13 protein-coding genes are annotated in these 13,040 nt (G+C 68.7%); 3 read left to right on the top strand and 10 right to left on the bottom strand.

Annotation, left to right across the window (positions count from 1 at the left end; genetic code table 11):
• Positions 1 to 68 precede the first annotated feature (68 nt).
• The 6 genes from proC to HWX14_RS07745 form a co-directional block, all read right to left on the bottom strand.
• Positions 69 to 881 (bottom strand): pyrroline-5-carboxylate reductase, encoded by an 813-nt coding sequence (gene proC / locus HWX14_RS07770; RefSeq protein ID WP_175882197.1) that lies wholly within the window; start codon positions 879 to 881, stop codon positions 69 to 71.
• A 53-nt stretch (positions 882 to 934) separates the two neighbouring features.
• Entirely contained in the window at positions 935 to 1,633 is a 699-nt protein-coding gene (locus HWX14_RS07765; RefSeq protein ID WP_175882196.1) for a YggS family pyridoxal phosphate-dependent enzyme, read from the bottom strand.
• Positions 1,634 to 1,766: 133 nt separating this feature from the next.
• Complete coding sequence (glcF, locus tag HWX14_RS07760; RefSeq protein ID WP_027812713.1) at positions 1,767 to 2,993, bottom strand: glycolate oxidase subunit GlcF; 1,227 nt, start codon at positions 2,991 to 2,993, stop codon at positions 1,767 to 1,769.
• Between the two features lie 7 nt (positions 2,994 to 3,000).
• A complete protein-coding gene (gene glcE / locus HWX14_RS07755) occupies positions 3,001 to 4,089 on the bottom strand; it encodes a glycolate oxidase subunit GlcE (protein WP_175882195.1) in 1,089 nt (362 codons plus the stop codon).
• Positions 4,090 to 4,272: 183 nt separating this feature from the next.
• Positions 4,273 to 5,766: an FAD-linked oxidase C-terminal domain-containing protein gene (locus tag HWX14_RS07750; RefSeq protein ID WP_126359853.1), complete on the bottom strand. Its 1,494-nt coding sequence runs from the start codon at positions 5,764 to 5,766 to the stop codon at positions 4,273 to 4,275.
• Between the two features lie 38 nt (positions 5,767 to 5,804).
• The gene (locus tag HWX14_RS07745) at positions 5,805 to 7,214 is read right to left on the bottom strand and encodes an FAD-linked oxidase C-terminal domain-containing protein (RefSeq protein ID WP_175882194.1); all 1,410 of its coding nucleotides are present in this window, start codon (positions 7,212 to 7,214) and stop codon (positions 5,805 to 5,807) included.
• Between the two features lie 136 nt (positions 7,215 to 7,350).
• Here HWX14_RS07745 and HWX14_RS07740 point away from each other — a divergent pair, with 136 nt between their 5' ends.
• Together HWX14_RS07740 and hmpA are read left to right on the top strand one after the other, a co-directional pair.
• Positions 7,351 to 7,902 (top strand): cob(I)yrinic acid a,c-diamide adenosyltransferase, encoded by a 552-nt coding sequence (locus HWX14_RS07740; protein ID WP_175882193.1) that lies wholly within the window; start codon positions 7,351 to 7,353, stop codon positions 7,900 to 7,902.
• 94 nt (positions 7,903 to 7,996) lie between these two features.
• Complete coding sequence (gene hmpA, locus HWX14_RS07735) at positions 7,997 to 9,205, top strand: NO-inducible flavohemoprotein (protein WP_175882192.1); 1,209 nt, start codon at positions 7,997 to 7,999, stop codon at positions 9,203 to 9,205.
• A gap of 92 nt (positions 9,206 to 9,297) precedes the next feature.
• Here hmpA and HWX14_RS07730 read toward each other — a convergent pair whose 3' ends face one another.
• From HWX14_RS07730 to aroG, 3 genes are all read right to left on the bottom strand, one after another.
• Positions 9,298 to 9,687, bottom strand: coding sequence for a type II toxin-antitoxin system VapC family toxin (locus HWX14_RS07730; protein WP_175882191.1), 390 nt, complete (start codon positions 9,685 to 9,687; stop codon positions 9,298 to 9,300).
• The gene (locus HWX14_RS07725) at positions 9,684 to 9,953 is read right to left on the bottom strand and encodes a type II toxin-antitoxin system Phd/YefM family antitoxin (RefSeq protein WP_059574295.1); all 270 of its coding nucleotides are present in this window, start codon (positions 9,951 to 9,953) and stop codon (positions 9,684 to 9,686) included. Before HWX14_RS07725 ends, HWX14_RS07730 begins: the two co-directional genes overlap by 4 nt.
• A gap of 124 nt (positions 9,954 to 10,077) precedes the next feature.
• Positions 10,078 to 11,151, bottom strand: coding sequence for a 3-deoxy-7-phosphoheptulonate synthase AroG (gene aroG, locus HWX14_RS07720; protein ID WP_175882190.1), 1,074 nt, complete (start codon positions 11,149 to 11,151; stop codon positions 10,078 to 10,080).
• Between the two features lie 41 nt (positions 11,152 to 11,192).
• Here aroG and HWX14_RS07715 point away from each other — a divergent pair, with 41 nt between their 5' ends.
• Entirely contained in the window at positions 11,193 to 11,438 is a 246-nt protein-coding gene (locus HWX14_RS07715; RefSeq protein ID WP_175882189.1) for a hypothetical protein, read from the top strand.
• A gap of 110 nt (positions 11,439 to 11,548) precedes the next feature.
• On the opposite strand, the gene tldD is transcribed toward HWX14_RS07715, so the two are convergent.
• Complete coding sequence (gene tldD / locus HWX14_RS07710) at positions 11,549 to 13,015, bottom strand: metalloprotease TldD (protein WP_175882188.1); 1,467 nt, start codon at positions 13,013 to 13,015, stop codon at positions 11,549 to 11,551.
• Positions 13,016 to 13,040 lie beyond the last annotated feature (25 nt).

The raw sequence follows: 13,040 nt of genomic DNA, 5'->3' as shown, positions 1-13,040 counted from the left end.
CGAAAAAGCGACCTGACGGTCGCTTTTTTTTACGTCCGGCGCCGGGCAAACCGGCGTCGCCATCGCGCTTACGCGCGGCCGAGCTCGTCGCCCATTTCCTTCGCGCGCGCTTCGGCCGCGAGCGTGCCGCGCACGATCGCTTCCTTCACGCCCTGCGCGTCGAAGGCCGCGAGCGCGGCGGCCGTCGTGCCGCCCTTCGACGTCACGCGTTCGCGCAGCACGCTCGCCGGCTCGCCCGACTGCGCGGCGAGCTGCGCGGCGCCCGTGAACGTCGCGACCGCGAGCGCGCGGCCCTGCTCGTCGTTCATGCCGAGGCGGCGCGCGGCTTCCTGCAGCGCTTCGATGAAATAGAACACGTACGCGGGGCCGCTGCCCGAAATCGCGGTGACCGCGTCGAGCCGCGCTTCGTCGTCGAACCACACGATCTCGCCGACCGCGCCGAGCACGTTCGACGCGAGTTCGCGGCCGGCGGCGTCGACGCCCGGCAGCGCGGCCAGGCCCGTCACGCCCATGCCGACCAGCGCGGGCGTGTTCGGCATCGTGCGCACGACGCGCGCATAGCCGCCGAGCCAGCGGGCGAGATCCGTGCCACGGATGCCGGCCGCGATGCTGATCACGAGCTGCGACTTCAGGTGCGGCGCGAGCGCCTGCGCGACGTCGTTCAGCACCTGCGGCTTCACCGCGAGCACGATTGCGTCGTAGTCGGCGAGCGTCGCGTCGACGGCCGCGCCGGTGCGGATGCCGAACTGCTGCGCGGCGCGCGCGCGGACGTCTTCGTTGACGTCGATGGCGTACAGGCCGTCCGCGGCGACGCCGCGCTTGATCAGGCCGCCGATCAGGGCCGCGGCCATGTTGCCGCCGCCGATGAATGCGATTTTCATGATGTCGGGAATGAGCGAGTGAGTGAACGGAAAGGCGGAAAAGGGCGCGACGTTCAGTGCGCGTAATCGCGCGCGCCGAAGATCGCGGTGCCGACGCGCACGATCGTCGCGCCTTCGAGCACGGCCGCGTCGAGATCGGCGGACATGCCCATCGACAGCGTGTCGAGCGGCAGGCCGTCGGCGCGCAACGCGTCGAACAACGCGCGCAGCGCGCGATGCGGCGTGCGTTGCGCGTCGGTGTCGCCGGCCGGTTCGGGAATCGCCATCAGGCCGCGCAGCCGCAGCGACGGCAGCGCGGCGACCGCACGCGCGACCTCGGCCACGTCGGCCGGCGCGACGCCGCTCTTCGACGCCTCGCCGCTGATGTTCACCTGCACGCACACGTTCAGCGGCGGCAGGTGTGCGGGGCGCTGTTCCGACAGGCGCTGCGCGATCTTCAGCCGGTCGACCGAATGGACCCAGTCGAAGCGCTCGGCGACGGGGCGCGTCTTGTTCGATTGCAGCGGCCCGATGAAATGCCATTCGAGGCTCGCGCGCAGGTCGGCGAGCGCGTCGATCTTGTCGATCGACTCCTGCACGTAGTTCTCGCCGAACGCGCGCTGCCCGGCCGCATGCGCGGCGCGCACGTCGTCGGCCGGGAACGTCTTCGACACGGCGAGCAGCGACACGGTGGCGGGATCGCGGCCGGCCGCGCGGGCGGCGTCGGCGATGCGGCGGTGAACGGAGGCGAGGCGGGCGGCGAGATCGGACATGACGGGCACGAAAGCAGGCACGGAAGCAGCACGGGAAGCGGGCATGAAGCCGATGCGCCGCGATACGCGGCGCATCGATCCGCTCATTATACGGACGCCGCGCGTGCGCCCGTCCACCCGTTGCGCGCCGGGACTAGCCGTACAGCAAATGCTCGACGAGCTGGACCCAGTGAGCGACCGGCACCTGCGTGCCGCTTTGCAGATGCGCGATGCAGCCGATGTTGCCGGACACGATCATCTGCGGTTCGAGCGCCTGCAGCTTCAGCAGCTTCTGCTTGCGCAACCGGTACGACAGCGACGGCTGCGTCAGCGAGTAGGTGCCGGCCGAGCCGCAGCACAGGTGGCTGTCGGCCGGCAGCCGCACGTCGATGCCGAGCGTCTCCAGCAGGCGCTCGACCTTGCCGCGCGACTGCTGGCCGTGCTGCAGCGTGCACGGCGGGTGGTACGCGACCGTATGGATCGCGCGGCGCCGCGCGATCGTCGCGAGCTCGGCCTCGAACGCGAGCAGCACGTCGGAGATGTCGCGCGTCAGCGACACGATGCGCTGCGCTTTCTCCGCGTAGGCCGGATCGTCGCGCAGCAGGTGCGCGTATTCGAGCACCGTCGCGCCGCAGCCCGACGCGTTCATCACGATCGCCTCGACGCCCTGTTCGACGTGCGGCCACCACGCGTCGATGTTGCGGCGCGCGTCGTCGAGCGCTTCGTCGTGATAGTTCAGGTGCAGGCGGATCGCGCCGCAGCAGCCCGCGTCGGGCGCGACGACCGTCTCGATGCCGAGCGCGTCGAGCACGCGTGCGGTCGCGATGTTGATGTTCGGCAGCATCGACGGCTGCACGCAGCCGCCGAGCATCAGCATCTTGCGCGTATGCGTGCGGTGCGGCCATTCGAGCAGCCGCGTGCGCGGCGGCACCTTGTCGCGCAGCCGCTTCGGCAGCAGCGGCCGCACGTGCTGGCCGAGCCGCATCACCGGCGAGAACAGCGCGGCGTTCGGCACGACGCTCGCGAGCACGCGGCGCATCAGCCGCTGCTGCGCGGGGCGCTCCACTTGCGCCTCGACGTGCTTGCGGCCGATCTCGACGAGCCGGCCGTACTGGACGCCGGACGGGCAGGTCGTCTCGCAACTGCGGCACGTCAGGCAGCGGTCGAGGTGTTGTTGCGTGCTGCGCGTGACGGGCGCGCCTTCGACCATCTGCTTGATCAGGTAGATGCGGCCGCGCGGGCCGTCGAGTTCGTCGCCGAGCAGTTGATAGGTCGGGCAGGTCGCGGTGCAGAACCCGCAGTGCACGCACTTGCGCAGGATCGCGTCGGCCTCGTCGCCGTCGGGCGTGTTGCGGATGAAATCGGCGAGATTCGTTTGCATCCAGCCCTCAGAGATCTGGGTAAAGCCGCCCGCGATTGAAGATGCGCGCGGGATCGAACGCGCTCTTCAACCCGCGGTGGATCTTCATCATCGGCGCGGGCAGCGGCGTGAACACGCCCGCGCTGCGGTCGTAGGTGTCGCCCGCGCGGAACAGCGTCGCATGGCCGCCGGCCTGCTTCGCGCTCATGCGCACGGTTTGCGCGTCGGCGTCGGTGATCCACCAGCGCTGCGCGCCGCCCCATTCCATCAACTGGGTGCCGGGCAGGTGCATCGGTTCGGTGATCGACGGCAGCGACAGGCGCCACAGCGCGTAGCCGGGCGGGATGCCGTTGAAGAACGGGTCGGTATGCTCGCGCAGGCCGGACCAGAAGCGCTCGGCCTCGACCGCGTCGACGACTTCGCCGCCGAGCAGCGTTTTCGCGGATTTCACCGCGGCTTCCGCGCCCGACAGGCGCAGCACGAGCGTGCCGTTGCGCCATGCGCTCGCGCTGACCGGCAGCGGATGGCCGCCCCATTCGTTGAGCTTGCGCACCGCGTCGGTCGCGGTCATCTCGAACTTCAGCGTGACCTCGGCGACGGGCATCGGCAGCACCTTGATCGACAGGTCGAGCATCAGCCCGAGCGTGCCGAGCGCGCCGGCCATCAGCCGCGACACGTCGTAGCCGGCGACGTTCTTCACGACCTGCCCGCCGAAGCGCAGCACTTCGCCGCGGCCGTTCATCAACGTGGTGCCGAGCACGAAATCGCGCGGTGCGCCGCAGGCGGCGCGGCGCGGGCCCGCGAGGCCGGCCGCGACGCAGCCGCCGACGGTGGCCGCGCGGCCGAAGTGCGGCGGCTCGAACGGCAGCATCTGCCCGCACTCGGCGAGGACCGTTTCAAGCTGCGCGAGCGGCGTGCCCGCGCGGACCGTGACGACGAGCTCGGCCGGGTCGTACGACACGACGCCCTGAAACCCGCGCGTGTCGAGTATTTCGCCCTCGAGCGCTTGCCCGTACCAGTCCTTGGTGCCGCCGCCGCGAATCCGCAGCGGCCGGCCGTCGGCACTGGCGGCGCGCACGCGCTCGGCCCATCCGGCGACGATGTCGTCCTCTTCCATGTTCCGTTGCTGCCTCGACTTGTTGTTCGGTCGATTGTACCGGGGTGGCGCGATTCCACATCGCGACTATCCCTAAGCCCCGTCCCGGATACGGCATGCGGGCGCCGGCGCGCGGATCCGTCGCGCGGGCGCGGCAGACCACCGCCCCGCGGCCGCCGGTGCGGGCCGCGCCCCGCGCGCCGCTCAGAAACGCGGCAGGTCGGGGTGCGGCAGCAGCCCGCCGCGCACGTGCTGGCGACCGTATTCGGCGCAGCGCGCGCGGGTCGGGATGCCCTTGTCCGGGTTCAGCAGCCCGGCCGGATCGAACGCGCGCTTGACCGCGAAGAACGCATCGCGCTCCTGCGGCGAGAACTGCACGCACATCGAATTGAGTTTTTCGATGCCGACACCGTGCTCGCCGGTCACGCTGCCGCCGAATTCCACGCAGCATTCGAGGATTTCCGCGCCGAACTGCTCGGCGCGGTGCAGCTCGTCCGGATCGTTCGCGTTGTACAGGATCAGCGGATGCATGTTGCCGTCGCCCGCATGGAACACGTTGATGCAGCGCAACCCGTAGCGCGTTTCGAGCTGCTCGATGCGCGCGAGCAGCGGGCCGATCGCGCGGCGCGGCACGGTGCCGTCCATGCAGTAGTAGTCGGCGGAAATGCGGCCGGCGGCCGGGAATGCGTTCTTGCGGCCGGACCAGTAGCGCAGCCGCTCCTGTTCGTTGCGCGACACCTGGATGCGCGTCGCGCCGTGTTCGCGCAGCACGGCCGTCATCCGCACGATTTCCTCGGCGACCTCTTCCGGCGTGCCGTCCGATTCGCACAGCAGGATCGCCTTCGCGTCGAGGTCGTAGCCCGCGTGCGTGAACGCCTCGACGGCCTGCGTGGCCGGCTTGTCCATCATCTCGAGCCCGGCCGGGATGATGCCCGACGCGATGATCGCCGCCACCGCCTCGCCGCCCTTGACGACGTCGTCGAAGCTCGCCATCACGAGCTGCGCGGTCTGCGGCTTCGGGATCAGCCGCACCGTGACCTCGGTGACGATCGCGAACATCCCTTCGCTGCCGATCATCACGGCGAGTAGATCGAGGCCCGGCATGTCGAGCGCGAGCGAGCCGAATTCGACGACCTCGCCGTCGATCGTCACCGCACGCACGCGCATCACGTTGTGCACGGTCAGCCCGTATTTCAGGCAGTGGACGCCGCCGGAATTTTCCGCGACGTTGCCGCCGATCGTGCACGCGATCTGCGACGACGGATCGGGTGCGTAGTACAGGCCGTACGGCGCGGCCGCCTCCGAGATCGCGAGGTTGCGCACGCCGGGCTGCACGGTCGCCGTGCGCGCGTACGGGTCGACCTCGACGATGCGCGTGAAGCGCGCGAGCGACAGCACGACGCCGAGCGAGATCGGCAGCGCGCCGCCCGACAGGCTCGTGCCGGCGCCGCGCGGCACGATCGGCACTTCCATGCGGCGGCAGATCTGCACGATCCGCTGCACCTGCGATTCCGTCTCGGGCAGCGCGACCGCGAGCGGCAAGCGGCGGTACGCGGACAGGCCGTCGCATTCGTACGGCGCCGTGTCCTCGTCGCGGTACAGCAGGCAGTGCGTCGGCAGCACGGCCATCAGCGCCTGCACGACTTCGCGCTGGCGCTGCGCGCGTGCGGCGCTCGACAGTTCGACGGGAGCGTTCATGAGGTCTCCTGCGTGCGGCGCGAGCTCGCGCCGCCGTGTCAGCACGTGAAAATCTTGCCCGGATTCATCAGGTTGCGCGGATCGAGCGCGAGCTTGATCGCGCGCATCGTGTCGATCGCGTTGTCGCCGTGCTCCTTCGGCAGGAAGCGCATCTTGTGCAGCCCGACGCCGTGCTCGCCCGTGCAGGTGCCGCCCAGCCGCAGCGCGCGCTCGACGATCCGGTCGTTGATGTGTTCGGCTTCGGCGAGCTCCTCGGGCTTGTCGGGATCGATCAGGATCGCGACGTGGAAATTGCCGTCGCCGACGTGGCCGACGATCGGGCAGGGCAGCGACGACGCGCGCAGGTCGACCTCGGTTTCCTCGACGCACGCGGCGAGTTGCGAGATCGGCACGCACACGTCGGTCGTCACCGCGCGGCAGCCGGGCTTCAGCTGCAGCATCGCGAAGTACGCGTTGTGGCGCGCGGACCAGAGCCGCGTGCGATCCTCGGGGCGGGTCGCCCATTCGAAGCCCTGGCCGGCGTTCTGGCCGGCGAGCGCCTGCACGAGTTCGGCCTGTTCCTTCACGCCGGCGTCGGTGCCGTGGAATTCGAAGAACAGCGTCGGCGCTTCGGCCAGCGTCAGGTTCGAGTGACGGTTGATCGAGCGCACCGCGAGCGCATCGACGAATTCGACGCGCGCGATCGGCACGCCGATCTGGATCGTCTCGATCACCGTGCGCACCGCGTCGCTCATCGTCGGGAACGTGCAGATCGCGGCCGACACGGCTTCGGGCAGCGGGTGCAGGCGCAGCGTGATCTCGGTGATCACGCCGAGCGTGCCTTCAGACCCGACGAACAGGCGCGTGAGGTCGTAGCCGGCCGACGACTTGCGTGCGCGCGAGCCGGTTTTCACCACGCGGCCGTCGGCGAGCACCGCGCTCAGGCCGAGGACGTTCTCGCGCATCGTGCCGTAGCGCACCGCGTTGGTGCCCGATGCGCGGGTCGCGGTCATCCCGCCGATGCTGGCGTCGGCGCCCGGATCGATCGGGAAGAACAGGCCGGTGTCGCGCAGCGCTTCGTTGAGCGCCTTGCGCGTGATGCCCGGCTCGACCGTCACGGTCAGGTCTTCCGCGTTGATCGACAGCACGCGATTCATTTCCGACAGATCGAGCGACACGCCGCCGCGCACCGCCAGCAGGTGGCCTTCGAGCGACGAGCCGGCGCCGTACGGGATCAGCGGCACGCCGTAGAGCGAGCACAGCGACACGACCTCGCGCACGTCGTCGGTGCTGCGCGCGAACACGACGGCGTCGGGCAGTTGCGGATCGAACGGCGATTCGTCGCGGCCGTGATGGGCGCGGACCGCGTCGGCGGTCGACACACGCTCGCCGAAGGCGGCGCGCAGCGCATCGAGCATGGCGGGGGGCAGCGGGCGGCGCGTGGCGGCCGGCGGGGCAGGGTGGTTCACGAATGTCTCCTGACTGCTTGTCATACCGTCGGCCCATTCTACGCTGTAACGCCTGCTGCGCCTCCCGCCGCGGGCTGCGATAATCGCGTTCCAGCCAACCGGGCCGCGTCGCGGCCGCGCACGAGAGGACATTCGCATGGGCAACCGCTTGAGCAAGATCGCGACGCGCACGGGCGACGACGGCACCACCGGCCTCGGCGACGGACGGCGCGTCGGCAAGGACGACGCGCGGATCGCCGCGATCGGCGACGTCGACGAACTGAACTCGACGCTCGGGGTGCTGCTGGCCGAGCCGCTGCCGGACGACGTGCGCACCGCGCTCGTCACGATCCAGCACGACCTGTTCGATCTCGGCGGCGAGCTGTGCATCCCCGGCCACACGGTGCTCGACGATACGCACCTCGCGCGCCTTGACCGATGGCTCGCCGATTACAACGCGACGCTGCCGCCGTTGAAGGAATTCATCCTGCCGGCCGGCTCGCGCGCGGCGTCGCTCGCGCACGTGTGCCGAACCGTGTGCCGCCGCGCGGAGCGCTCGATCGTCGCGCTCGGGCGCGGCGACACGCTCAATGATGCGCCGCGGCGGTACGTGAACCGGCTGTCCGACCTGCTGTTCGTGCTGGCGCGCGTACTGAACCGCGCCGACGGCGGCACCGACGTGCTGTGGGAGCGCGGGCGCGTGCGCTAGCGCGCCGTCGCGGTTTTGCGCACTGCGACAATTTGCCTGGGGAGCGCGCGTTTTTAAACATGTATCGTATGAGCATGTTTAACGGAGAACGAACATGACCCACCTCACCGCTGACCAGATGGCCCGTGTGAAGGCCACCGCCCCCGTCCTTGCCGAGCACGGCGCGACGATCACGAAGCATTTTTATCAGCGCATGTTCGCGCGTCATCCGGAACTGAAGAACCTGTTCAACCAGACGCACCAGAAGACCGGCAGCCAGCCCGAGACGCTCGCGAAGGCCGTCTATGCGTACGCGGCGAACATCGACAACCTCGGCGCACTGGGCGGCGCGGTGTCGCGGATCTCGCACAAGCACGCGAGCCTGAACATCCGCCCCGAGCATTACCCGATCGTCGGCGAGCACCTGCTCGCGTCGATCGTCGAGGTGCTCGGCGACGCGGTCGATGCCGACACGCTGGAAGCGTGGCGCGTCGCGTACGGCCAGCTCGCGCAGATCATGATCGGCGCCGAGGCCGACCTGTACGCGAACGCCGCGTGGAGCGGCTTCCGGCCGTTCAAGGTCGCGCGCAAGGTGCGTGAAAGCGACGAGATCACGTCGTTCTACCTGACGCCCGCCGACGGCGGCGACGCGCCGACGTTCGAGCCGGGCCAGTACATCACGGTGAAGCGCTTCGTCGGCGAGCTCGGCGTCGACCAGCCGCGCCAGTACAGCCTGTCCGACGCGCCGCACGGCAAGTGGCTGCGCATCTCGGTGAAGCGCGAGGCCGGCAAGCCGGAGGCGATCCCGGCCGGCAAGGTGTCGACGCTGATGCACGATGGCGTGGAAGCAGGCGCGATCGTCGAAGTAACCGCGCCGATGGGCGACTTCTCGCTGAAGCGCGACGTCGATACGCCGGTCGTGCTGATCTCGGGCGGGGTCGGCATCACGCCGATGATGTCGATGGCGTCGACGCTGATCGCCGCGGGCAGCCAGCGCGACGTGCGGTTCATCCACGCCTGCCGTTCGGGCGCGGTGCACGCGTTCCGCGACTGGCTGAACGACGCGGCGCGCGAGCACGCGAACGTCCAGCGCACGGTGCTGTACGAAGTGGTCGGCCCGAACGATCGCGTCGGCATCGATCACGACCTCGAAGGGCGCCTCACGCCGGAACGCGTGCAGCAGTACGCGCGGGTGCCGGACGCCGATTACTACATCTGCGGGCCGGTCGCGTTCATGAAGGCGCAGCGCGACGCGCTCGTCGCGCTCGGCGTCGCACCGGAGCGCGTGAATACCGAGATCTTCGGGTCCGGCGCGCTCGAATGAGGTACCGGTGGCCGGTCCCGGCCAATGCAGCGATGCAAGTAAAAAGCCCGGCGCTAGCCGGGCTTTTTACTTGCGGCGCCGGGCAGGCGACGTCAGGCGCGCAACATCAGCGTTGCATGGTAGCGCCACACCTTCGGATCGGCACTGACGAGCGGCATGCCCTCATGGAGTGCCTGCGCGACCATCATGCGGTCGAACGGATCGGCATGGTCCGGGAAATCCGGCAACGTGGCGACTGCCTCGGCGTGATCGCTGCTGATCGGCAACTCCGCAAAACCTGCAAGCCGAAATGCCGAACGCGCATCTCTCGGATGGACGGGCAGATTGCCTTTGCGGTATTTGATCGCGATTTCCCAAATCGACGCGGCGCTGACGTACAGCGTGTTTTGGGGATGTTCGATCCATGCGGCCGCGGTTGCCGAAAGTTGCGGCGCGCCTTCAGCCGCCCAGAGCGCGATGTGCGTATCGAGCAGCAGCTTCACGGTGCAAGCCCTTGGTCCGAGCTGGCATCGAAGTCGGCGGCGATCGATTCATCGCCGGCATTGAATGCCTCGACGCTGGTCGGGATGTTCAATCCGGCAAGCAACTGACGGGCCGCGCCGATCCGCTTCGGCGCGGTGTACGGAACGATCCGGGCGACCGGATGACCATTGCGGGCGATCACGACTTCGGCTTCGCGCCCCGATTCAAGCGCTTCCACGAGGCTGGAAAGCCGCGACTTGGCATCGTGCATGTTGACGGTCGACATGGTCGATCCCCTTGGTTAGCTAGATGATGTTAGCTAGTCTAGCAGAGCGACACGCCGACCGCAGGCTGGCCGCGTGGCCATTTCGCCGCGAGGCGGGGCCATACGGTCAGCCTGTCGGCGTCCTTCAGTTCCCGCTGCCGCGCGCGACGCGCCGCGCCTTCACCGATTCCGCGAGGCCTTCGAGCACCTTCACGCTGTCGTCCCACGCGATGCACGCGTCGGTGATGCTCTGGCCGTAGGTCAGCGCGCAGCCTTCCTTCAGGTCCTGGCGGCCCTCGACGAGGTGCGACTCGATCATCACGCCGACGATGCGCTCGTCGCCGGCCGCGATCTGGCGGCCGATGTCGGCGCACACGGGAATCTGGTTCTCGTGCTTCTTCGAGCTGTTCGCGTGGCTCGCGTCGATCATCAGGCGCGCGGCGAGGCCGGCCTTGCCGATGTCCGCGCACGCGGCGTTCACGTTGTCCGCGTCGTAGTTCGGCGCCTTGCCGCCGCGCAGGATCACGTGGCAGTCCTCGTTGCCGGCCGTCGACACGATCGCCGAATGGCCGCCCTTCGTCACCGACAGGAAATGGTGCGGCTGCGACGCGGCCTTGATCGCGTCGACCGCGATCTTCACGTTGCCGTCGGTGCCGTTCTTGAAGCCGACCGGGCACGACAGCCCCGACGCCAGTTCGCGGTGCACCTGCGACTCGGTCGTGCGTGCACCGATCGCGCCCCACGAGATCAGGTCGGCGATGTACTGCGGGCTGATCATGTCGAGGTATTCGGTCGCGGCCGGCAGCCCCATTTCGTTGATCTGCAGCAGCAGCTCGCGTGCGGTGCGCAGCCCGTCGTTGATCTTGAAGCTGTTGTCGAGGTGCGGATCGTTGATCAGCCCCTTCCAGCCGACCGTCGTGCGCGGCTTCTCGAAGTACACGCGCATCACGATTTCCAGCTCGCCCTTGAACCGGTCGCGCTCCTTCACGAGCCGGCCCGCGTACTCGATCGCCGCCTTCGTGTCATGGATCGAGCACGGCCCGATCACGACGATCAGCCGGTCGTCCATCCCGTGCAGGATGCGGTGCATCGACTGGCGCGAGGTGTAGATCAGCTCGGACGCGGCTTCGGAGCACGCGAATTCGCGGATCAGGTGGGCGGGCGGCGTCAGTTCCTTGAGTTCGCGAATGCGGACGTCGTCGGTGTTGTGCGGGGGCATGCTGTTTCTCCTTGGTTCCGGGCGCCGTTCGGTCAGTGCGCGTGCGGCAGATTCATCAATTCAGGCAATTCAGTGGTTTCGGTCACGGCCGCGGGATCCGCTGCGGCGGCGATCGGCTGACGAAGGGCGAAAAAAAACCGCCGGGTTCGCCGGCGGTTTTTTCGGGAATTTCGGTTGCGCTTCACGCGCCATCAACCCTCTCGATCCGCCAGCGGTCTGAGATACCAAAAAAAGTAAAAGTAAAACTTGGCGGACATGACGGAAATTCGGCTCGTCAAAAAAGTTGATTCGGAATTTATACCCGGTCCGCGCGCGGCTGGCAACCGGGGGCGTTCAAAAATGCGGACAATCCGCGCGTTTTCCTCAAAATGCGCGGATTATCTGCGCCGCGATGCGGTTATGCCGTACCGCCGACCGTCATCTTGTCGATCCGCAGGGTCGGCTGGCCGACGCCGACCGGCACGCTCTGGCCTTCCTTGCCGCATACGCCGACGCCCGTGTCGAGCGACATGTCGTTGCCGATCATGCTCACGTACTTCAGCGATTCCGGGCCGCTGCCGATCAGCGTCGCGCCCTTCACCGGGTAGGTGACCTTGCCGTTCTCGATCATGTACGCCTCGGACGCCGAGAACACGAACTTGCCGTTCGTGATGTCGACCTGGCCGCCGCCGAAGTTCACCGCGTACAGGCCGTTCTTCACCGACGCGATGATTTCCTGCGGATCCTTGTCGCCGTTCAGCATGTAGGTGTTCGTCATGCGCGGCATCGGCAGCGCCGCGTACGACTCGCGCCGCGCGTTGCCCGTGACCGGCATCTTCATCAGGCGCGCGTTCAGCGTGTCCTGGATGTAGCCCTTCAGGATGCCGTCCTCGATCAGCGTCGTGCACTGCGTCGGGTTGCCTTCGTCGTCGATGTTCAGCGAACCGCGGCGGTTCGGCAGCGTGCCGTCGTCGACCACCGTCACGCCCTTCGCGGCGACCTGCTCGCCGATCCGGCCCGCGAACGCGGACGAGCCCTTGCGGTTGAAGTCGCCCTCGAGCCCGTGGCCGATCGCCTCGTGCAGCAGTACGCCCGGCCAGCCCGGCCCGAGCACGACCGTCATCGCGCCGGCCGGCGCGGGGCGTGCGTCGAGGTTGACGAGCGCCGCGTGCACGGCGTCGTCGACGTAGCGCGACAGGATGTCATCGGTGAAGTAGCCGTAGTCGAAGCGGCCGCCGCCGCCGCCGGAGCCGATCTCGCGGCGGCCGTTCTGTTCGGCGATCACCGTGACCGACACGCGCACGAGCGGGCGGATGTCGGCCGCGAGCGCGCCGTCGCTGCGCGCGACCAGCACGACGTCGTATTCGCCGGCGAGGCCGGCCATCACCTGCGTGACGCGCGGGTCGCGCCCGCGCGCCATCTGCTCGATGCGTTCGAGCAGCTTGACCTTGGCCGTCGCGTCGAGCGACGCGAGCGGGTCGGACGGCAGGTACAGGTCGCGGCCCGAGATGCCGGTCAGCGACGAGGCGGCCTTGATCTTCTGGCGGCCGCCGCCGGCCGCCGCGATCGCCTTGGTCGCGGCAGCAGCTTGCGCGATCGCTTCGGGCGACAGGTCGTCCGAGTACGCGAACGCGGTGCGGTCGCCCGCGACCGCGCGCACGCCGACGCCCTGGTCGATGCTGAAGCTGCCCGATTTGACGATGCCTTCCTCGAGGCTCCACGCTTCGCTGCGGGTCGCCTGGAAGTACAGGTCCGCGTAGTCGACGCGATGCGTGAAGATGTCGGCGATCGTGCGCGTGAGCAGGCTTTCGTCGAGGCCGTACGGCGTGAGCAGGATGTCCTTCGCCAGCGCGAGGTTGCGGATGCCGGGTTCGATGATGTTCATGCGGATATCGGGAGTTCTCAAAAAG

It is taken from the genome of Burkholderia sp. BCC0044 (assembly GCF_902832955.1).
In the GTDB taxonomy this organism is placed as follows: Bacteria; Pseudomonadota; Gammaproteobacteria; order Burkholderiales; family Burkholderiaceae; genus Burkholderia.
Note: the sequence above shows the minus strand (reverse complement) of the source record. Positions and strands in the feature narration are given on the sequence as shown.